Here is a 22,145-nt window from a genome sequence, read left to right as displayed (position 1 = left end):
GCGCAACGCTGAAATTGGACCTTTTGGGGGTTCCATTTACAACTTGAAAAATTCAGAAATAATGCCAGCGTTTATCGGATTGACAGCTCCAATCGATGGTTAATCGGAATAACATCCGTTAACACCTATTCATTTTCGTTAATTAAGCTTAGCTAAACTTAACAGCTTGCAGCCGTATGTTTGCACAAAAAAACATGCGCCCCCTATCAATTTTTGTTTTCTGCATTGTTACAGTTCGACTTTTTGCACAAACTGACGATAAAGCGAAGTTGGTGAATTTTGATGGCTACCTGATGTTGGAAGACAGCATCCCGGTGGAAAATGCCTACCTGATTAACTACCGAAGTATGAAGATTGTAGCCACCGATAGTACCGGCTACTTCAAAACATTAGCTCAGCCCGGCGACTCGCTCATGGTAAACCACTTAACCCTGGAACCGCAGATTATACATGTGCCGGAGTCGCCTGCCCGAAAGCCAATAATCCCGGTCAACTACCGGATTTATCGAATTGCACCGGTAGTCACAAATTCATACCAATATCAGATGAAAAACTTCGAGAAAAACATGAAGAAGATGTACGCTGAATTACACGAACTGGGCTTTACCTCCCATGTCTACAAGTCGACACGTCTAAACCCCTATAACCCGGATGAATTTAACCCCGGCCTCACGATACGCCCTGGAGACTTGATCCGACTGTTTAAACGAAAAAAATAAGCCGAAAAATCAATTTTTGCTGTTCATAAAAAAACCTTTGATTTCAGCTCCCGTTAATGTACTTTAGAGGGTGTACAACAAATCATCGCAACAAAATGAGCAAGCTTTTCATTATAATACTGATTCTATTCACTTTCAATGAGTTTTGCCAGGCACAAACACTGCCGATTAAGTCATACATTTTCGACGGTTATGTCATGACCCCGGACTCGATGCCCGTTGAAGGCGCATTTCTGATCAACTACCGCAACTCCAAAATTGTAGCCACCGACCATTCCGGTTATTTTAAGATGACCGTTGAGTCTGGAGACTCGGTAATGGTGAATCACGTTTCCATGTCGCCCCAAGTTGTTCAGGTGCATCCAACCTATATCGATAAAGCCAAAATTTTCGTGGAGTATCGCACCTATATGGTCAACCCGATTACGACTTACGATGAAGAAAAGCAACGTTCGAACCTGGATCAAAGTATGGATCAGCTAAATGAAGACATTCAGAAACAAATCCTCGTTGACCCCACCAAACGAACAGGCAACGACAATACCTACAACGACAATGTAGCCAATCCGGGAGCAACCATCATCCGCGTTACCCCCACTGTCAGTAAGAAAGACAAGCTGGAAAAACGCGATCCTAACGACCGATAAAATTAACTTCCGGCTCGAGCAGCACCCCAAAACGATCGGCAACCGATTGTTCGATTTGCATTGCCAATGCGGCTATTTGTTTTCCTGTAGCCTTACCGTAGTTCACCAACACCAGCGCTTGCTGAGGATGTACTCCGGCATCGCCTTCGCGATAGCCTTTCCACCCACACTGATCAATCATCCAGCCCGCGGCCAGTTTACACTTCCCATCGCCGGTCGGATAAACCGGAATTGCCGGAAATTCGTTCTTCAAACTATCAGCAACATCGGCGCCAACAATCGGGTTTTTGAAAAAGCTCCCGCCATTGCCCACCTTTTGAGGATCGGGCAGTTTCGACTCTCGGATTGCAATAACAGCCTCGCGCACGGCGTGAATATTTTCGCCTCCCCTTTTTTCCACTTCAGCCCTCAGATCGCCGTAATCGAGTTTATACTCCATAAATTTATCGAGACGAAAAACAACAGAAGTCACCACGAAGCGCCCCTTCAATTGATTTTTGAAAATACTGTCGCGATAAGCAAACTGACATTCCGCTCCCGGAATTTCATATTCTTCAAAGGTTTTCAAGTCGAAGCCTTTCACCAGGTCAATATAATTACCAACCTCAACACCATAAGCGCCAATGTTCTGTACCGGAGCAGCGCCCACATTACCGGGAATCAGCGACAGATTCTCGAGCCCACCCAGCCAATGATGCACGCAGTAGGCAACAAAACGATCCCATTCCTCGCCGGCGCCCACTTCGAGCCAAACATGGTTCCGATCTTCCCGAATTTGTTGAATGCCGGGAATATTGGCATGCAAAACCAGTCCGTCAAAATCATCAACAAACAGCAGGTTGCTACCTCCGCCCAGTAATAACAAAGGCAACTTCTCCCAATCGGGGAAATTAGCCAGAAAATAAGGCAGGTCTTCAGCTTCGGTAAATTCAAAAAAATAACGGGCTTTTGCTTCCAGTCCGAATGTATTATAACTTTTAAGCGGAAAATTCTCGGAAAAACGGATCATTGTTTAATTTTTTGCCAAAGATAATAGAAGCAATTTCATTACGTTTACAATCGTAGAACGAATTAACCCATTAGGTCGACAGCCCTCCCGGCCAAAACCTAAAAAACAAGTATGCCTAAAAAAGTCGATATTGTTGTCACCAACGACCTGGTTACCGACAACCGGGTTCATAAAGTTGCCGAAAGCTTACTTGCGCTGGGCTATTCTCCGCGCTTAATCGGGCGCCTTCGCCGGAACAGCCTTCCCCTGGAGGAGCGCAGCTATCCGACCCGGAGACTACGTTTATTCTTTGATCGCGGACCGCTATTCTACTCCGAATTTAATATCCGCATCTTCTTCAAATTGCTTTTTTCACCTGCGTCGATTATTCTGTCAAACGATTTGGATACGCTTGGAGCCTGTTATTTGGCCGCCGCCATTGCCGGAAAAAAACTGGTGTACGACAGTCACGAGTACTTCACGCAAGTTCCGGAACTAATCGAACGCCCCTTTAAACAAAAGCTTTGGCTGCGACTGGAGCGATTTATTCTTCCCAGGCTCAAAAATGCCTTCACCGTTTCGCAATCAATAGCCGATGCCTATCGCCAAATGTATGGAACCGATTTCAAAGTGGTTCGCAACCTGCCTTTACGAAGCCGGCAAACCGACAGCCCGATCGATCACAGCATACTCCCCCACGACGAAAAAATAATTCTATACCAGGGAGCACTGAATATGGGAAGAGGACTTGAATATGCCATCCAGGCAATGCGCTATGTCAACGGAGCACAGTTGTGGCTGGTCGGATCGGGAGATCTGGATGAGCAACTACAGCTGCTAACCCGCCAACTAGGCTTGCAGTTCAAGGTTCGTTTTTGGGGTCAAGTGCCCTTTCAGGAGCTCGCAGCCATCACCGCTCAAGCCGATCTGGGCCTATCCATTGAAGAAGATTTGGGCCTAAACTACCGCTTTGCCTTGCCCAATAAGCTGTTCGACTACATCCAACACCAAATCCCGGTTCTGGTGAGCCCCCTGCCCGAGATGAGCAAAATCGTTCGAAAATACGAAATCGGACAGATCCTGAACTCAACCGCCCCGCAGGAAATGGCAGAACAAATCCAGCAGATGTTAGCGGACGAACCACAACGAAAAACATACCGAAAAAAGCTCAAAATAGCATCATCCGAATTATGTTGGGAGAATGAAATTCATGTTCTGGAACACCTTTTCAAGCAAATTAAATAAGCATTTTATCAGACCATCTTTACACAAGGCAAACATTTGCGTGTTTTTCGCGAATTAAATGAACCATTTGTTTGTCATGTAATTCTTTTTAATAATTTCGCTATTAGTTAAAAGTGTTTATTTACCCTGAATTATTCACAAGTTAAACCCTATTTGTTATGAAGAAAATTATTTTTCTTTTAGGAATTGTAGCCTTAATGGCATCTTGTGGCACAAAACAAGCCAAGCCCGCCGAAGAGGTTGAAGCTCCTGCCGTAGCAGAAGCCGTAGAAGCTGTTGTTGACTCTGTAGAAGCCGTTGTTGATTCAGTTGAAGTAGCTGTTCCTGACACGGTAACTGCGGAATAATTTCAACGGACTTCTCGTCTAAAATGGTGTTTCGAAGGCGCTCAAAGTCCTTTGAAACATCATTTTTTTTCGTCTGTCAAGTCCGAAAAATCCAATATCAGCTGTTCTTTATCCGGGTTACTAAGCTTTAAATCGGCACAAAGCAACGTTTTTGCTTTATACTTTTCAACCACCGGATAATCATGCGTTGCCATCACAATTGTCTTTCCCCGGCGATTCAGATCCACAAATATCTTCATGATCTCAGCGGTGGTCTCCGGATCGAGATTTCCGGTTGGTTCATCGGCCAGAATAATTTCCGGATCATTCAATATTGCCCGGGCAATCACCACCCGCTGCTGCTCGCCTCCCGACAGTTCGTGCGGCATGCGCTGCAAGCTGCGGGCCATGCCTACCCAATCGGCAACTTCGCGAATGCGATCGGCGATGGCTTTTGTATTTTTCCATCCGGTTGCTTTCAACACAAAAGCCAAATTGTCGCGCACAGTCCGGTCGGTCAACAAACGGAAGTCCTGAAAAACCACACCGACCTTGCGGCGCAAAAGCGGGATCTCTTTCCGTTTTATCCTTCGCAAATTAAAACCGGCAACCCAGGCTTCGCCATTAAAAATATCCAATTCGGCGTGCAACACTTTTATCAGGCTCGACTTGCCGCTTCCCACTTTCCCAATCAGGTAAATCCACTCGCCCGGACGAACAGTCAGCTGCACATCAGCCAGCACTAAATTCTCTTGCTGATAAACATCGACTCCTGTTAAACGAATAATTGAATTGGTTTGCATAATGGTATTTTCAGCTGCTTTTCACAAAACTAAGTTTTTTTCAGGAACACCGTAATAAAGCTTAAAAATAAACAGTTATTTGTTGAGAACTCAGGCAGGATATTTGTACCGTGCTTGACTTAAATGCTAATTTTACAACTCATAAAATTAACCGCCGATGAAAACAAGACTGGGTTTATTAACACTAGCCATATACCTTGCGACCTCCACTTCTCTTGCTCAAAAACCAATTCACAATCAAGCCATTTCAGCCGATTTACAAACAGCGAAAGACCTGCTTTCGAAAAATCAGTTTATCTCGGCCGGCAGCTATTTTGCAAAAATAGAAAAAGAAAGCCAGGCCGGCTCAGCCACCCAGGCCGAAGCGGCCTACTACCAGGCCTACTGCTCTTTAATGACCAACCGAAAAGCAGGTGAAAGCGCGATGGAAGATTTCCTGAATAATTATCCGCAAAGCACCTATACCAACACCGCAAACTTTGAGCTGGCCAATGCCTGGTTTCGCGACGGCCGCTATGCCAGGGTGATCCGTGTTTACCAAAAGCTACCCCGTTACAGTTTTGCACCCACCGACCGGAATCGAATAAGCTATCAAAATGGCTATTCCTTGTTTCAAACAAACCGATATGATGAGGCGGAACAGGAGTTCAACCGGCTGCGCAATGGCAATTCAATTTATGCCGATCAAGCCTGTTACTACTGGGGACACATCAAATACATAAACGAAGATTTCGACAGCGCTCTGGAAGCCTTCAAGCGTTTAAGCAAAAACCCGGCTTTTGCTCCTGTCATCCCGTTTTACATGGCTCAAATCTACTATATGCGGGGCGAATACAGCCAAGTGATCGCCTTTGCCGAGCCACTGCTTGCCGAAGCAGATAAAAAGCAAAGACCGGAGCTGGAAAAAATTATCGGTAGCTCTTATTTTCACCTGCAACAGTTCAGCAAAGCAATCCCCCACCTGGAATATTATTTCGAAAATACAAACAGCCGCCAGCGCGACGAAAACTATCTTTTTGCGTATTGCTACTATCAAACCGGACAATACAACAAGGCCATAACTCCTTTTGAGTATGCCTCAGCCGGAAAAGATGAGATGGCTCAAAATGCCTATTACCATCTGGCCGACTGCTACATCCACACGGATAACAAAAACAAAGCACGCATTGCTTTTGAAGCAGCTTCGGACATGAATTTTGATGCCAACATTCAGGAAGATGCACTTTTCAACTACGCAAAAATCACCTACGAACTGTCTTATTCGCCCTTCAACGAGACCATCAACGCCTTCGATAAGTACATCAGCCGATACCCCAGCTCGACGCGCAACGATGCCGCCTACAATTACCTGGTTCAGGTTTATATGAGCACCAGCAATTTTAAAGATGCCATGACGAGCATTGAAAAAATTAAGGTGAAAAATCCGGCCATACGGGAAGCGTACCAGCGGGTTAGCTACTACCGCGGACTGGAACTCATCAACAACCAGGCGTATACCGATGCGATTACCTGCTTCGACAAATCACTCGAAAACGGTGAGTTCAACCCAAGTCTGAAAGCTCAGGCGACCTACTGGCGAGCTGAGAGCAACTATCGTTTAGGAAACTACGAAGCTGCAATTGCCGGCTACGAGCGTTTCAGCCAGATGCCGGCAGCCCAGTCGACTCCCGAATACCGCAGCTACAACTACAACCTGGGCTACGCCTATTTCAAACTGAAAAACTACAGCCAGGCAGCCGCCGCCTTCAACCAATTTATACATACAGCTCCGGCCAACGATGAAAAACTGGCAGACGCTCACAACCGGCTGGGCGACTGTAACTATATCAACCGCGACTTTGCAAGCTCGCAGGCAAACTACGCCAACGCACTGGAGCTCGATAATTACGACGCGGATTATGCGCTTTTCCAGAAGGCCATGAGTGAAGGTGTTCAGCGGCAACCACAACAAAAAATTAGCAGTCTGAAAAGCTTGCTGAGCCAGTATCCTGGCTCGGCCTATACCGATGATGCCCTGTATGAACTGGGCAGGACCTACGAGCGCGAGAATCAACTTCCGACCGCAGTTTCGTACTATGACCAGCTGCTGAACAATTACCCGCAGAGCGGCTATCGACCCAAAGCGCTTTTACAACTGGGACTAATCAGTTACAACCAGTCGGACTATAAGCAATCGATGAACTACTACAAGCAGATTGCTGAAAATTATCCGGACAGCGAGGAAGCTCAGGCGGCCATGCTGGGGATAAAAAACAACTATGTAGAAATGAATAATGTTGATGCCTACGTTGATTATGCCAACCGAAAAGGGTCGAACGTGCAGGTTACGGTAAGCGAGCAGGACTCGTTGACTTATATGGCCGCCGAGCGACTGGTGATGAGCAAGGATCAGAAAGCGCGCCAACAACTGGAGTATTATCTGCAAAACTACCCCACCGGCAGCTTTAGCTTGAATGCCCGTTTTTATCTGGCAGAAACCAAATACAACGAAGGCCAATATTCGGCTGCCTTACACGATTATGAACTGGTACTGGACCGAACGGACAACATATTTACCGAACCGGCCCTTGGACGTGCCGCAGAGTTGCAATACAATGCGGCCAACTACGAACAGGCACTCATGCACTACAAACGTCTGGAAGTAAACTCGGGCAACAAATGGAATATGCAGAAAGCAAAAATCGGCATCATGCGCTGCTTGTACCAAACCGGTAATTTTGAAGAATGTAAAAATGCCGCCCAACAGGTGCTGGCATTGGAAAATCTTTCGGAACGCCAAAAACAGGAAGCAAACTTCAAACTAGCCAAGTCGTTCCTGCAAACCAACAACGCCAAGGACGCCCTTCCGCTGTTTACCAGTATTGCCGAAGACACACAAACCCCCGAAGGTGCGGAATCAAAATACCAGACTGCCGAAATTCTGTTCAACCAGAACAAAACCAAACGAGCTGAAAATGTGATCATGAACTTCATCGAACAAAATACGCCCCACCAGTACTGGTTGGCCAAGAGTTTTATTCTGCTGGCCGACATTTACCTGGCCAACGGCGACCAATTCCAGGCCAAGCACACTTTAATGAGCATGGTTGAAAATTATCCGGAACCGAACGATGGCATCATCGATCTGGCAAAAAGCAAGCTGCAACATCTGGAAAGCCTGGAAAAACAGCAGCAAAGCCAAAAACCCGAGCCGATGGAAATAGACCCAGGCCGGAATTAATGTAAACAGTTCACCGCAAACAAATTAAACAGACATGAGACCAACATATTACAAACACATCATACTGACCGGACTGCTTGGCCTGGCTCTACTACCGGTATCGGCACAACAAGATAGCACGAAACTACACAAGGAAGTAGAAGTTGTAAAAGCCTACAAGCCGACGATTTCTGACGCCTACAAGATTAATGAACGGCCGGTCATTAGTCAACCAACAACCGACAAGCCGGCCTTTGACTACCAGATAAAAACCCAGCCCATGCTAACCACGTTTAGCATTCACCCCGTTGAAGCAGCACGCATGAAACCGGAGCCGGCAGAGCCGCTAAATCAAGGACTGCTAAAGCTGGGAGTAGGCAACTATTTCAGCCAGTACGGAGAGTTTTTCTATAATGCGCAAGCCAGTCGGTCAACTGAACTGGGCGTGCACCTGAAAGCTGATCTCTCGAACGGCAAAGTAAAACTGGACAATGGCGACAAAGTGAAAGCCCCCGACAACGAAAGCCTGGCAGAACTTTTTATCAACAACCAGTTTCGGAAAGGTAGCTTGAAAACAAAACTCTTTTTCGAGCACAAATCCTTCCGCTACTATGGCTACACCGGCGAAAAAATGAGCGACGAAAACAAAGCGGCCTATCTTTCGCGATGGAATGAGAAACAAGCCTTCCCAAAAGGCGGACTGTCTATTTCGTACGCTAAAAAATACGATCCCAGAGCCCCGCTAAATTTCAACACCGGATTAACCTACCAGTATATGGACACGAAAACCGGCCAAAATGAACAACTTGTAAAATGGGATGGACATTTTACGGCTCCTATCGACCTCATGGAAGGCGTATTGGATGCAGGAATTAGCTACAGCTCGGCCGACAGTGTTCTTCAACCTAATGCAACAACAAGCTTTAAGCGAAACATGACCATTGTGAAGGTTAATCCGGCGGCCAGGTTCGACTCCCAAGTGCTGAAATTTACCTTGGGGATAAATAGCTACACCGTCTTCGAAAAAAATGAGGATGCCGATTATATGCTTGCTCCCAATATAAATATTGCCTACACAGCCGATATTTTAACGCTGTATGCTGGCCTCAATGGTTATTTAAAGCCAAACAATTATTCGGCCATCGCTGCGGAAAATCCATTTATCCGACCGGATCAGAACATCCGTAACACCAAGCATCAATACATTCTGACCGGTGGCCTCAAAGGGAAATTCTTACCGCAGTTCAGCTATAATTTCAATGCCAGCTATGCCAGCATCAAGGACGAACATTTTTATTACCTCCGCAATAGCGAAATTACCGAAGATGCAAACACAGCCCGTTATCGGGACAACACTTTTGCTGTTCTGTACGACAAGCTCAAACAGCTGACCATCGGCGGAGAGCTCTTTTACAACTTCGGCCAGGAGTTCGATTTCCGCATTCAGGCAAAATATCACTCCTACACCTTAGACCACCTGCAGGAGGCCTGGCTCAAACCGAACTTCGAATCATCAGCCTCGCTGTTCTTCAAGCCCGAGGGGCCACTCAAATTCACAGTCGACCTGTACTACATCGGTGCGCGCAAAGCCCTGACCGAAACAACCCATACCGATATGGACGACCCGAGCCTCCCGACGCCGACAACAAGCACCGAACTTAAAAATATGGATGCCATCATCGACCTAAACGTCGGCGCAGAATACCAGTTCAAGCCGAACCTGAGCTTTTGGGGGCGGATCAACAATTTCGCTTTCCAAAAATATGAGTTCTACCCGGGCTACACCAATCAGAATTTCAGCATCATGGCCGGAATTAGCTTTTCGTTCTGACAACCCCATAAAACCAGACAAATAGAAAGGAATGTCACCCTTTCAGCTACCGGAATATTAATCAACTGATTTTCTGTTTTTTAATTTTCCATTTCTTGTTGAAAACTTTAGTCTTTCAACTGAAAAAAACTGGATAAAAAAGGACATTTTTTGCTATATTTGCGTGTTAATGCGGGAGCGGAAACAAACGACTGGAAATACCAAGGTAATCCACGATCAATCAGACACTTCCCCAAAAACACGGAGGATAAAAACAACAGTCAAACATCCTCCCCAAAAGCAGTCCCAAAAGCCAAGGCTTGCCGGACTTATTATTTAATGGAAAACCAAACATTTAATAAATGAGCGAATTAGAAAATAAGCCAGCAAACGGTAACGGAAATGGCAATTATTCAGCTGACAGTATTCAGGTACTGGAAGGTTTGGAGGCAGTGCGGAAACGTCCTGCCATGTACATCGGCGATGTGAATGAAAAAGGCTTACACCACCTGGTATACGAGGTGGTTGACAACTCCATTGACGAAGCACTGGCCGGTTATTGTAAAAATATTGAAGTTTTAATCAACGAAGATAACTCAATCACGGTCAAAGATGATGGTCGTGGTATCCCTACGGAGATGCACTCCAAAGAAAACAAATCGGCACTTGAGGTGGTAATGACCGTACTGCATGCCGGTGGAAAGTTCGACAAGGACACCTACAAAGTTTCCGGAGGTTTGCACGGGGTGGGTGTATCCTGTGTGAATGCACTGTCGACCCTGCTTAGAGCCGAAGTGCACCGCGAGGGGAAAATATGGGAGCAGGAGTTCAGCATTGGAAAGCCGCTGTATGCCGCACGCGTGATTGGTGAAGCGGAAGACACCGGAACAACCGTAACTTTTAAGCCCGACAGCAGCATCTTCCTGACGACTGTTTACAAATACGATGTTCTTTCGGCCCGTTTACGGGAGCTGGCCTTCCTGAATGCCGGCGTTCGGTTAATCCTGACCGACCTCCGCGAACAAGATGAAAACGGAGAGTATAAAAGCGAAGTTTTTTACTCGGAAGCCGGTCTGAAAGAGTTCGTGGAATATCTGGACGCTGCCCGCGAAAAACTGATTGACGAGACCATCCATATTTCATCCGAAAAAGGAGAAGTGCCGGTAGAAATTGCCCTGCACTACAATACCTCGTTCAACGAAAACATTCACTCGTACGTTAATAACATCAACACCATCGAAGGGGGTACTCACCTGACCGGTTTCCGCCGCGGACTGACACGTACGCTGAAAAACTACGCCGAGCAAACCGGCATGCTTGCCAAGTTGAAATTCGACATTAGCGGTGATGACTTCCGCGAGGGATTGACCGCCGTTATTTCGGTGAAAGTTGCGGAGCCTCAATTTGAGGGACAAACAAAAACTAAGCTGGGGAACTCGGAAATAAGCTTGCCGGTTGACCAGGCCGTAAGCGAAATGCTGAGCAACTATCTGGAAGAAAACCCCAAGTCGGCAAAAGCGATTGTCAACAAGGTGATTTTGGCTGCCACAGCACGCCACGCCGCCCGTAAAGCCCGCGAGCTGGTTCAACGTAAGACCGTGATGACCGGCGGTGGCTTGCCCGGAAAACTGGCCGACTGCTCGGATCGCGATGCTGAAAACTGCGAAATCTTCCTGGTCGAGGGAGACTCAGCAGGTGGTACAGCCAAACAAGGCCGTAACCGCCGCTTCCAGGCCATCCTGCCACTGCGCGGTAAAATCCTGAACGTGGAGAAAGCCATGCAGCACAAAGTTCTCGAGAGTGAAGAAATCCGGAATATTTTCACCGCCCTGGGCGTAACATTCGGTACCGAGGAAGACTCGAAAGCCGTTAACCTCGAGAAATTACGTTACCACAAGATTGTGATCATGACCGATGCCGATGTGGACGGAAGCCACATTGCCACTCTGATTATGACCTTCTTCTTCCGCTACATGAAAGACCTGATCAAGAGTGGTTACCTGTACATTGCCACACCACCACTCTATTTGGTGAAAAAAGGTAAAAAAGAAGAGTACGCCTGGACAGAACAACAACGACTCAAACTGATTAACGAATGGGCCGAAGGAAAAGAATCGAGCGTACACGTTCAACGATACAAAGGTCTTGGTGAGATGAACGCCGAGCAGCTTTGGGAAACCACTATGGACCCCGAGCGCCGCACCTTACGACAGGTGACGATTGAAAATGCTGCCGAAGCCGATCATGTTTTCAGTATGCTGATGGGCGATGAGGTTCCACCTCGCCGCCAGTTCATCGAAGATCACGCTGTTTATGCAAACATCGATGCCTAACGAATAGTTGCGAGCTGAGAGTCATGAGTAACGGGACCAAACTCTCCGGACTCATGACTCTCTTCTTTTTACTCAAGCCCCTTGTTTCACAACTCAAGACGATAAAGAAAATGAAGATTTGTGTCTTTGCTTCGTCCAGCAATGCGCTCGACCAAGCGTATTTCAGCGAAGCCATCAAGCTGGCAAAACTGATCGGCCAAAATAAACAAACGCTGATTAACGGAGGTGCCAACGTAGGGCTCATGCACGAGATGCTCGAGAAAGCCGCCGAAAGCGGTGCACACACCATCGGTATCATCCCGGAAAAACTGAAAGGCCATCAGCTTGTTTCAGAGCATGCCGCCGAACTGCACGTTACCAAAGATATGATGGAACGCAAAGCCTTGATGCGCGACCTGTCCGACGCTTTCATTGCCCTCCCCGGAGGATTCGGCACACTGGAGGAAATTCTGGAAGTGATCACCCTGAAACAGCTGGACTACCACAACAAAGCAATTGTATTCCTGAATACTAATGGGTTCTACGATGATCTGTTCCGGCAATTTGATCGCTCGTTCGACGAAAACTTCGCAAAGGCATCGTACCGCAGTTTGTATTTTATTGCCAACACCAGCGACGAAGCGATGGCGTATTTACAAGACTATACCCCTCCCACCCCAATCAATAAGTGGTACAAAGTGCCCACCAACGGCAAATAATAACATCCTGCAAAAGAAAGCCCTGAATCAGATTAATTCAGGGCTTTCTTTTTTTACACCGATTAGCATTGAAGTAAGGCTTCAGTTGTCTATCGGCATTTATCCTGCCACTTTCAGCCTTTCGCCCAAGGCTCACACCGAACAATGACAGGTCTTATTTTCCGGACTACTCACTGTACGATTGGATGGCTTTTTCAATCGCCCGACTGCAGACCGGGCAAAAGCCGGGCGCCTCATTGGTTTTCATCCGGCAGTCCATCACGGGGCTGTAAATTCCTTTCTCGGCATAACCACCACCTTCAAACAACCCCACAACGCCATCGTACCTGGCTACGCGGGGTGTCGGCTGCGGTATGTCAGCCTCAATCATCGATTTCCATTTGCGGTCAAAGTCAACCAAAGTCGTAATATTCGGTTCCCAAGGCTCCACCTTCCGGTTATAAAATTCATCGTAAGCCACCGACGAACTGTAATACTCATCAGCCAGGCCCGCAAAGCCATGTCCGAACTCATGCACAAACACCTGCGGTGAGCGTTCGTTGTCAACTGTTGTCAAATTCAGATAATTATAAAAACCACCTCCACCATAGGTATCCGAGTTCACCAGCACATAAAGCTGATCATAAACAGCACCCGAAGCGGCGTCATGTATCGCTTTTAAATCTTTCGATGTCAGGTAGCGCGCTTCATCGAAGGTGTAAAAATTCGAATTGAAGGCCGTGTTCTTATACACCCCTTTCCCGGGAACATCGGTACCCGACTCGGCCGACGGCACCAACACCGCGTACAGGTTAAAATCCTGTTTATGCTTATCGTAGGGCTTCATCGCGAAAAGATAGTCGGTTAAACGTTTAATGTCCTGCTGAAACTTATCCATCTCATCAGCCTGATAGCCCTCTGCTAAAAATACAAGATCGACTTTTTCCGCATGGGGGCCATTTTCCATAACCGGAATAACGGGATATCCAGCGCCTTTTTCGTCGACAATAAAATAGTCGTTCGGCTTCACCTCCAGATTCAACAATTCCTTAAATACGCCTTCCCAGGTCCGCATCTCCACAACAAACTTAACTTTCTTTTTCGGGAACGGCATCAACGCCACATGATAGTAACTTCGACTGAGTGTGGCAGCCTCCGGGGTCGTTTGCCACTCCTGAAACAAGGAACAAAAGCCTCGTGAAAATAAAACCTCTCCACTCTGGGGATCCCTCAGCTGATACCGAAAATTGCCGTAGTTCTCCTCGTCAACCAGATGAGTGTGCGATCCCGCCCATTCGCCTTGCCTCTTCATTTGTTCCAGAAAGAGCTCCGTTTGCTCATCATTTCCGGCCAGGGTGAAATCGATCCGCAGCGTACGTGCTTCGAAATACTTGTCAAAAGAAATTTGGGCCTTCAGCCCGAAGGGACATACCAGCATCAGCAATATCCATACAAAACGTGTCATAATACCAGGTTTTTATCTATTTTCGAATGATAAAATACTCATAAAAATTCGACTTTAGCAAAAACACAACGCATGAAACAATTGAATAATTGGCTTATTGCCCTTTTCGAGAACCTAAACATATCAACTCAGTGGGCCACTGCGTTTGGAACAACAATATCGGTTATCATCCTGATTATATCCGCTTTACTAGCCCAACTTTTGGTAAGAGCAATTCTGTTGTCATTCATCAACAAAATTTTCCAGAAAACAAAAACCGAATGGGACGATTTCCTGATCAAACGCAAGGTACTCAGTGCGCTGGCTCACTTGCCGTCGGCCTTTATGATTTATGCCGTCAGCGGCTTCTCGGAGCTTATTGTCGTTGATTACAGCTTATCGGTGATCTCTCGAATCTATTTTGTTTTCATTTTCACCATGGTCGCTGTTCGCTTTGCCAACGCAGTGAACGACATCTACCAGACCACACCCTACGCTGCCACCCGACCGATTAAAGGCTACGTACAGCTATTGCAGATCTTTACCATTTTTGTTGCCGTTATTTTCGGAATCGCCATTCTTATCAATAAATCACCTCTCGGCCTTTTTGCCGGACTTGGAGCCATGGCTGCCGTACTGTTGTTAATCTTTAAAGATTCAATTTTAGGCTTCGTGGCCAGTATTCAACTCTCAGCAAACAAAATGCTTAAGCCCGGCGACTGGATTGAAATGCCCAGCCATAAAGCCGACGGAACCGTAATCGACATCTCCCTCACAACTGTTAAAGTGCAAAACTGGGATAAAACCATCACCACAATTCCAACTTATGCTCTGGTCTCAGAGTCGTTTAACAACTGGGCCGGCATGGAAGAGTCGGGTGGCCGACGCATAAAACGCTCCATCAACCTGGATATGAAAAGTGTCCGTTTTGCCGATGAAAAGCTGCTGGAAAAACTAAGCCGTTTCTACTTATTGAAAGATTATATTGCGGACAAACAGGAAGACATCAAACAGTTTAATGCCAAGCTGAATGTTCAGGACGGTGATGTTTACAATGGCCGGCGGCAGACCAACCTGGGAATTTTCCGTTACTACCTGAATGCTTATCTGAAGCAAAACCCCAACATCCACCGGGAGATGACCTTTTTGGTTCGTCATTTACAGCCCACCGACTCGGGGCTGCCCATCGAAATATATGTCTTCAGCAAAGATCAGCGATGGGCAAACTACGAAGGTATACAGGCTGATATTTTTGATCATGTACTGGCTATTTTGCCCGAATTCGACCTGCGGGTATATCAAAGCCCCAGCGGCTACGATATTACCCAGCTGGCCAATTGTTTCAAGGCAACCAATTAATTCGGTCCTAATAGCGGACAATTTTTTCAACTGTCCATATTTTATCATTTAGAAATCCATAAAATTGTTCTACATTTGCCCCGTTTTAAAAAGAAGCAAATTTCAAATTTTCAGTTTTTCAACAGATTCAATTACAAATTACGGTAACAAGAGAATGATTATTTATTAATTATCGTATTTTTAAGAGGAAATATTCGAATTTCATATCAAAATAAATGATGAATCAAGATTATATAGAACCCCTACCACAAATCGATGAGCTGGATGAAAAAATCCTGCGCCTAATTACCAAAAACGCACGTATTCCGTTCCTTGAAGTAGCCCGCGAATGCGGCGTATCAGGAGCTGCAATACACCAGCGTGTTCAGCGGTTGTTAAACCTGGGGGTTATTTCGGGCAGCGAGTTTGTTGTCAATCCGGCAAAACTGGGTTACAATACTTGTGCTTATATGGGCGTTTATCTCGAAAAAGCCAAATTCCACACACAGGTTGCCGAAGCTTTACGCAAGATTCCGGAAATTGTTGAATGCCACTACACAACGGGGCAGTATGCAATTTTTGTGAAAATTCAAACAAAAACCAACAAGCACCTCAAGAAGCTGATCGACGAGGAACTTCAGGAAATTGAAGGTATTGCCCGTACCGAAACATTCATTTCACTGGAGATGGATTTTAAACGGCAGGTAGCCATCAAGTAATACCACTAAAACATATAAGGAAACCGTTCAGCAATGAACGGTTTTTTTATTGCCCGGTTGAGCAGAAATGAAAGTCGGGCACCTTGGGTTATCACAAGTTGCCGGCTTGTCATCTAAAAAACATCATTAAAGCCTCTTGATGATCCGGCGGCTTCAACTCTGTGCATGGGCTAACTTTCAGGCATAAAAAAACTCCCCGGAGACAGTGGGGAGTTTCGAGCATATAAAAGAGCGACTCGTTAAAGCTTCGTGTCGCTTTTATATTCAAAGTCGTACGATTCGTTGTGCTGACTTAAGTCCAGACCGATTTTCTCGGACTGGGCCGATACACGCATAGCCAGAATCATGTCGGTAATTTTATACATCAACATGGCTCCGCCAAAGGTAAACAACGCAACCACAACCAAGGCTAATAAGTGATACAAAAAGGTGGTTGTTTCGCCATGAATAAGACCAACATCTTCGGCAAAAACAGAGGTTAACAGCATACCGACGATACCGCCCATCCCGTGTGCCGGAAATACATCGAGCGTATCATCCAGGCGGGTTTTCGACCGCAACTCAATGGCAATATTACTCACAATAGCCGCAATAACGCCAATAATTAAACTAGAGCCAACATTCACAAAACCGGCAGCCGGCGTAATAGCCACCAAGCCGACAACCAGGCCAATGGCAGCCCCCATGCTCGATGGTTTTTTCCCTTTAGCCATATCGTAAAACAAGTAAGCTAACATGGCCGCGGCCGATGCGGTGTTGGTATTCATTAAAGCTAAAGCAGCTGTTGAGTTGGCACCCAAAGCCGAACCGGCGTTAAAACCAAACCAGCCAAACCAAAGCATACCGGCTCCCAACAACACAAAAGGAATGTTGGCAGGCTTCAGTTCGGTGCCGAAATCTTTGCGTTTACCCAGAAAAATTGCTCCTGCCAGCGCGGCAAAACCAGCCGACATGTGAACGACGGTACCGCCCGCAAAATCGAGCACCCCCCAGTTGCGAAGAAAACCATTCGGGTGCCAGGTCCAGTGACACAGCGGCGCATAAATGAAGATGATAAACAAAACCATAAACAGCATATAGGCCCGGAAGCGAACACGTCCGGCAAACGACCCGGTGATTAACGCCGGGGTGATAATCGCAAATTTCAACTGAAACATGGCAAATAGCGCCAAGGGGATGGTCGGGCTTAAATTCGGGTCGGTATTCCCGCATACATTATGGAACATGAAAAAAGTCGCCGGGTTACCAAACAGCCCGAAGCCCTCGGGACCAATACTATCGCCAAAGGCTAAACTGAAGCCAACGATTACCCATACAACACTGATTAATCCCATGGCAATAAAACTCTGCAACATGGTCGACAGAATGTTCTTGGGATTTACCATTCCGCCATAAAAAAACGCCAGCCCCGGTGTCATTAACAACACCAATGCTGTCGCAGTCAACATCCACGCAACATCGCCGGTAACGATATTGGGATCATCAAGCCCTCCAAATCCGCTAGGTACAAAAACGCCGACAATACTGACGACGATCAATAGCAAAAGAATGAAAAGCCAACTTAGATTAGCATTTTTCATAATGTCAGTTAGTTAAGAATCCTACAATTTAGTGAGAGAAGTTCAAATCATACATCTTCAGCCATATATCAATTTGATACTTTTACATCGGCAAAAATAGCATTTTAAAACTACATGCAAAATTTTGCGAACTTATTGTGCCGTTTTTTGCTGACTTTTATCAGTACCTAAAGACCATCAGCCCCGATTAAGCACAGTATAAAACTGATAGTCTGAAAGTTATACCAAACGAGTGCGGAATCGAAAAAATAAATCATTTTGAAAGAATACTACCAAGGATAATTTCGATTTGCTAAATAATGCTTACTTTTGCCGTATTATATCAATTACATTTTCACATTATGACCTTAAGAAATAATCTGGATCAGATAGACTTACACATTCTTGATATTATCACCAAGAATGCCCGTATCCCCTTTAAAGATGTAGCCGCCGAGGTGGGTGTTTCAAGAGCAGCCGTTCATCAGCGTGTAAACAGGATGATCGAGATGAATGTTATTACCGGTTCGGGTTATCATATCGATCCGAAAAAAGTGGATTACAAAACATGCACCTATGTTGGTATCTACCTCGAAAAAGGAGGATTTTATGATGATGTAGCCAAAATGCTTCAGGCCATCCCCGAAATTGTTGAGTGCCACTACACCACCGGAGCATACGCAATATGGCTAAAAGTGTACGCACGCGACAACGAGCATTTGAAAGAAATCCTGAGTGACAAGGTTCAGAAAATATCCGGTATATCAAGTACCGAAACCTTCATCTCACTCGAGGAATCCTTCAAACGCCAGGTGCCGATCAATCATTAAGCTCGGCACGCTGCCGCACCACTTCGTATACCAGCAAGCCGGCAGCTACCGACACATTCAGCGATTGGATATTCCCCAGAATAGGAATTTGAACACGATCGTCAGCCAAATCCAGGATCTGGCGATCGATTCCAAATTCTTCCGAGCCCATCACAATGGCCACCGGCCCTGTATAATCGGATTTAATATAGTTTTCGGATGATTTTTCGGTTGCAGCAATCACCTTTAGTCCGGATTGTTGCAAAAACAAAACCGACTTCTTCAGGTCGCGGGTGCGGCACACCGGCATCAGATGCAGGGCACCGGCCGATGTTTTCACTGCATCGGCATTAATCCGCGCGGCCCCTTTATCGGGAACCAGCACGGCATGCACACCGGCACATTCAGCCGTACGAACAATGGCGCCAAAGTTGCGCACATCAGTCACCTGATCGAGCACCAGAATCACCGGATTCTTACCTTCCTCGAACAAACCAGGCAACAGGTTTTCGATATCGTAAAAGCTAACCGGCGAAATAAAGGCGATCACCCCCTGGTGATTCTTTCGCGTAATGCGGTTCAGCTTTTCAACCGGCACATATTGAAATGGAATTTGATGCTGGCGAATCAGATCAAAAGCTTCTTTAAACAGGTCGCCCCGTTCGCCTTTTTGCAATAACACTTTATCAACTTCCTTACCCGAGTTGATGGCTTCAATAACGGCACGGATGCCGAAAATCATATCGTCCGATTTCTGTTGTCGTTGCTCTCTCATGTATGTTTTTTACTAATATTTATGCGTTTTGATATACCGAAATTCAGCTTTCAGGTTTCAAATATACAATCCCAAATTCAAAGTTCGCGACTGTGACTGTGACTGTGACTGTGACTGTGACTGTGACTGTGACTGTGACTGTGACTGTGACTGAGACTGAGACTGTGACTGAGACTGAGACTGTGACTGAGACTGAGACTCACCTGCTACCAGGTTTTCTGTTTCAGCAAGCCTTCGTACTCTTCAGTATATTCGGTCCACTGTTCCATTACCTTTTCCAATTCCTGTTTCAGCTGATCGTATTTCTCGAAGATTGAAGCATCGTTCAGCATTTCCGGATTGGCCATCTGCTGATCCATCGTTGCAATCTCGTCCTCAATTCGAGCGATATCGTTCTCGCTTTGCTCAACCGATTTCTCCAGTCGCGAGATTTGCTTATTAATTTCCTTTCGTTCTTCGTAACTCAGCTTATTATCGTCGGCGGCCGGTGCGGCCACAACAGTCTTTGCGGCGTTATTGGCTCCCGGCTTGGTTTTCTGCTCCAGTTCTTTCAGCGACTCCAACTTTTTCTTTTGCAGAAAGTCGTAGATGCCCCCCAGGTGCTGCTTCACCTTTTTGTGCTTAAACTCGTACACACAGTTCACCAGGCCGTCGAGGAATTCGCGGTCGTGCGACACAACCAACACGGTACCATCATAGTCGGCCAGGGCGTTTTTCAGCATTTCCTTCGAGCGAATATCCAGGTGGTTGGTCGGCTCATCGAGCACCAGAAAGTTCACCGGTTCCAGCATCAACTTAATCATGGCCAGGCGCATACGCTCTCCGCCCGAGAGCACCTTCACCTTCTTATCCACATCCTCGCCCGAAAACATAAATGCCCCCAGAATATCGCGGATCCTGGTTCGGATATCGCCCACCGCGATCTGGTCGATTGTTTCGAGCACGGTTAAGTTTTCATCCAGCTTTTGCGCCTGATTCTGGGCAAAGTAGCCCACCTTCACATTGTGCCCAATCTTCAGCTCGCCGGTATGTTCCAGTTCGCCCAGGATAACGCGGGCCAGCGTTGTTTTACCTTCGCCGTTTTTACCCACAAAAGCCACTTTTTCGCCCCGTTCAATAATCAGGTCAATATCGTTCAACACCTCTAAATCGCCGTAACTTTTCGACAGGTGCTTACATTCGGCAACGATGGTGCCCGAGCGGATCGCCGGCGGAAACTTAATATTTAAGCGCGAGTTATCCTCATCGTCCACCTCAATACGGTCGAGCTTTTCCAACATCTTGGTGCGCGACTGCACCTGCACCGCTTTGGTGGCTTTATACCGAAAGCGCTCGATAAACTGCTCGGTCTCCTCAATCAGTTTTTGCTGATTGCGGTAAGCCGCCAGCTGCGTCTCGCGATGCTCCTTACGAAGCTCCAGATAGCGGGTATAGTTTGCTTTATAGTCGTAAATTTTGCCCAGCGAAATCTCGATGGTACGGTTGGTGACATTATCCAGGAAAGCCCGGTCGTGCGATACCAAAACCACCGCCCCGTTGTAGTTGGCCAAAAAATCTTCCAGCCACTGAATCGATTCAATATCGAGGTGGTTGGTTGGCTCATCCAATAAAAACACGTCGGGTTTGCGGAGCAGTATTTTGGCCAGCTCGATGCGCATCCGCCATCCGCCGCTAAACTCCGAGGTTTGCCGCGTGAAGTCCTTCCGCTCGAAACCCAATCCCTTCAGGGTCTGCTCAATTTCGCCCTCCATATTTGTTCCGCCAACCATCAGGTAGCGGTCGTTCAGATCCGTCACCCGGTTAATCAGCTGCATGTAGCTGTCCGACTCGTAGTCCTCGCGGGTTGCTATTTCGTGGTTCAGATGGTCAATTTCGGCTTTCAGGCTCAAAATTTCATCGAAAGCAGTTTTGGTTTCATCAAATACCGTTTTCGTATTATCAACCACCATGTGCTGGGGCAAATAACCGACACGCGTATCCTTAGGCGACGAAACCGTTCCCTCCGAGGGCAATTGTTTGCCGGCCAAAATCTTCAACAAGGTCGATTTGCCGGCGCCGTTCTTTCCCGTCAAGCCAATCCGATCTTTCGGTGCCACCAGAAACGACACCCCCTTAAACAGATCGAAGCCACCAAAACTTACCACTAATTGATCTACTGAAATCATAAGCCCTTTTCTAAATATTGAGTCTCTTTTGTTCTTCCTCCTATGGATCATCTCCGCCGCGTAGCGTATTTCCAAAGTACTTTTCCTAAACAATCAAATTTTAAGTCAATCTCAATTTCCCCCCCCGAAATCCCCGGAAGGAAACCATTAGCCATCCGCTAATTAACGGAACGGTTTGGAGGGGTTGAATTAGAAGAAGTCACCATCTTGCAAGTTCGTTCCCTCGGTTAATTCCGATGAATCGGGATTCCCCAAAATTTGAAGTGCAAAGATAACAGAAACATCTAAAGAATTTCATTGGACACTGCCCGAAGAAACCAACAAGAAGCTGCCCTTTGAGTGATCGGTGAGCAGTCGTGAGACGTGAGTCATGAGTCGTGAGACGTGAGACGTGAGTCATGAGTCGTGAGTCGTGAGACGTGAGTCGTGAGACGTGAGACGTGAGTCATCAATCCATCAATCCAGTAGTTTGAATATCCAATAATCCGTTGATCTGGATATGCAACAAAAAACTGTACGGCTAGTTAAGCGCTACGCTGCTATTCTTTGATTATTATTTAGTTGTTCAAATTCGATTATTGTTTTGTAC

General features: G+C 46.5%; 17 protein-coding genes. 11 read left to right on the top strand and 6 right to left on the bottom strand.

Translation table 11 applies throughout. From position 1 onward, the window contains the following. Window positions 1-194: 194 nt before the first annotated feature. Together C8N47_RS10860 and C8N47_RS10855 are read left to right on the top strand one after the other, a co-directional pair. A complete protein-coding gene (locus C8N47_RS10860; protein WP_170111369.1) occupies window positions 195-719 on the top strand; it encodes a hypothetical protein in 525 nt (174 codons plus the stop codon). 95 nt (window positions 720-814) lie between these two features. After that, the gene (locus tag C8N47_RS10855) at window positions 815-1,366 is read left to right on the top strand and encodes a hypothetical protein (protein ID WP_107822586.1); all 552 of its coding nucleotides are present in this window, start codon (window positions 815-817) and stop codon (window positions 1,364-1,366) included. On the opposite strand, the gene murB is transcribed toward C8N47_RS10855, so the two are convergent. Further along, window positions 1,353-2,375: a UDP-N-acetylmuramate dehydrogenase gene (murB, locus tag C8N47_RS10850; protein ID WP_107822585.1), complete on the bottom strand. Its 1,023-nt coding sequence runs from the start codon at window positions 2,373-2,375 to the stop codon at window positions 1,353-1,355. The two genes, C8N47_RS10855 and murB, sit on opposite strands and share 14 nt — an antisense overlap. A gap of 111 nt (window positions 2,376-2,486) precedes the next feature. On the opposite strand from murB, the gene C8N47_RS10845 reads away from it, so the two are divergent. Both C8N47_RS10845 and C8N47_RS10840 read left to right on the top strand, forming a co-directional pair. Beyond that, on the top strand, window positions 2,487-3,599 hold the full coding sequence (locus C8N47_RS10845) for a glycosyltransferase (RefSeq protein WP_107822584.1): 1,113 nt from the start codon (window positions 2,487-2,489) through the stop codon (window positions 3,597-3,599). Between the two features lie 158 nt (window positions 3,600-3,757). Beyond that, complete coding sequence (locus C8N47_RS10840) at window positions 3,758-3,946, top strand: hypothetical protein (RefSeq protein WP_107822583.1); 189 nt, start codon at window positions 3,758-3,760, stop codon at window positions 3,944-3,946. 59 nt (window positions 3,947-4,005) lie between these two features. Here C8N47_RS10840 and C8N47_RS10835 read toward each other — a convergent pair whose 3' ends face one another. After that, window positions 4,006-4,728, bottom strand: a complete 723-nt coding sequence (locus C8N47_RS10835; RefSeq protein ID WP_107822582.1) for a cell division ATP-binding protein FtsE — start codon at window positions 4,726-4,728, stop codon at window positions 4,006-4,008. 157 nt (window positions 4,729-4,885) lie between these two features. On the opposite strand from C8N47_RS10835, the gene C8N47_RS10830 reads away from it, so the two are divergent. The 4 genes from C8N47_RS10830 to C8N47_RS10815 all read left to right on the top strand — a co-directional run bounded on the left by C8N47_RS10830 (window position 4,886) and on the right by C8N47_RS10815 (window position 12,768). Further along, window positions 4,886-7,948, top strand: coding sequence for a tetratricopeptide repeat protein (locus tag C8N47_RS10830; RefSeq protein ID WP_107822581.1), 3,063 nt, complete (start codon window positions 4,886-4,888; stop codon window positions 7,946-7,948). 34 nt (window positions 7,949-7,982) lie between these two features. After that, window positions 7,983-9,758, top strand: coding sequence for a TonB-dependent receptor (locus C8N47_RS10825; RefSeq protein WP_107822580.1), 1,776 nt, complete (start codon window positions 7,983-7,985; stop codon window positions 9,756-9,758). 341 nt (window positions 9,759-10,099) lie between these two features. Next, window positions 10,100-12,070 (top strand): DNA topoisomerase (ATP-hydrolyzing) subunit B, encoded by a 1,971-nt coding sequence (gene gyrB, locus C8N47_RS10820; RefSeq protein WP_107822579.1) that lies wholly within the window; start codon window positions 10,100-10,102, stop codon window positions 12,068-12,070. A 110-nt stretch (window positions 12,071-12,180) separates the two neighbouring features. Further along, window positions 12,181-12,768, top strand: a complete 588-nt coding sequence (locus C8N47_RS10815) for an LOG family protein (protein WP_170111368.1) — start codon at window positions 12,181-12,183, stop codon at window positions 12,766-12,768. Between the two features lie 166 nt (window positions 12,769-12,934). On the opposite strand, the gene C8N47_RS10810 is transcribed toward C8N47_RS10815, so the two are convergent. After that, a complete protein-coding gene (locus tag C8N47_RS10810; protein WP_107822577.1) occupies window positions 12,935-14,212 on the bottom strand; it encodes a M64 family metallopeptidase in 1,278 nt (425 codons plus the stop codon). Between the two features lie 72 nt (window positions 14,213-14,284). On the opposite strand from C8N47_RS10810, the gene C8N47_RS10805 reads away from it, so the two are divergent. Together C8N47_RS10805 and C8N47_RS10800 are read left to right on the top strand one after the other, a co-directional pair. Next, window positions 14,285-15,550, top strand: a complete 1,266-nt coding sequence (locus tag C8N47_RS10805; protein WP_107822576.1) for a mechanosensitive ion channel family protein — start codon at window positions 14,285-14,287, stop codon at window positions 15,548-15,550. A gap of 215 nt (window positions 15,551-15,765) precedes the next feature. Then, complete coding sequence (locus C8N47_RS10800; RefSeq protein WP_245915705.1) at window positions 15,766-16,248, top strand: Lrp/AsnC family transcriptional regulator; 483 nt, start codon at window positions 15,766-15,768, stop codon at window positions 16,246-16,248. Between the two features lie 239 nt (window positions 16,249-16,487). Here the strand turns inward: C8N47_RS10800 and C8N47_RS10795 are convergent, their stop codons facing one another. Beyond that, window positions 16,488-17,828, bottom strand: coding sequence for an ammonium transporter (locus tag C8N47_RS10795; protein ID WP_107822575.1), 1,341 nt, complete (start codon window positions 17,826-17,828; stop codon window positions 16,488-16,490). A gap of 341 nt (window positions 17,829-18,169) precedes the next feature. Between C8N47_RS10795 and C8N47_RS10790 the strand changes: the two genes are divergently transcribed. After that, window positions 18,170-18,637: an Lrp/AsnC family transcriptional regulator gene (locus C8N47_RS10790; protein ID WP_107822574.1), complete on the top strand. Its 468-nt coding sequence runs from the start codon at window positions 18,170-18,172 to the stop codon at window positions 18,635-18,637. On the opposite strand, the gene rlmB is transcribed toward C8N47_RS10790, so the two are convergent. Together rlmB and C8N47_RS10775 are read right to left on the bottom strand one after the other, a co-directional pair. Further along, complete coding sequence (rlmB, locus tag C8N47_RS10785) at window positions 18,627-19,391, bottom strand: 23S rRNA (guanosine(2251)-2'-O)-methyltransferase RlmB (protein ID WP_107822573.1); 765 nt, start codon at window positions 19,389-19,391, stop codon at window positions 18,627-18,629. The genes C8N47_RS10790 and rlmB overlap by 11 nt on opposite strands. 206 nt (window positions 19,392-19,597) lie before the next feature. Next, window positions 19,598-21,556: an ABC-F family ATP-binding cassette domain-containing protein gene (locus C8N47_RS10775; protein WP_107822572.1), complete on the bottom strand. Its 1,959-nt coding sequence runs from the start codon at window positions 21,554-21,556 to the stop codon at window positions 19,598-19,600. Between the last annotated feature and the right edge of the window lie 589 nt (window positions 21,557-22,145).

Origin of the sequence: Mangrovibacterium marinum, from assembly GCF_003046625.1 — a bacterium.
GTDB lineage: Bacteria > Bacteroidota > Bacteroidia > Bacteroidales > Prolixibacteraceae > Mangrovibacterium > Mangrovibacterium marinum.
This window is presented reverse-complemented; position numbering and strand designations above follow the sequence as displayed.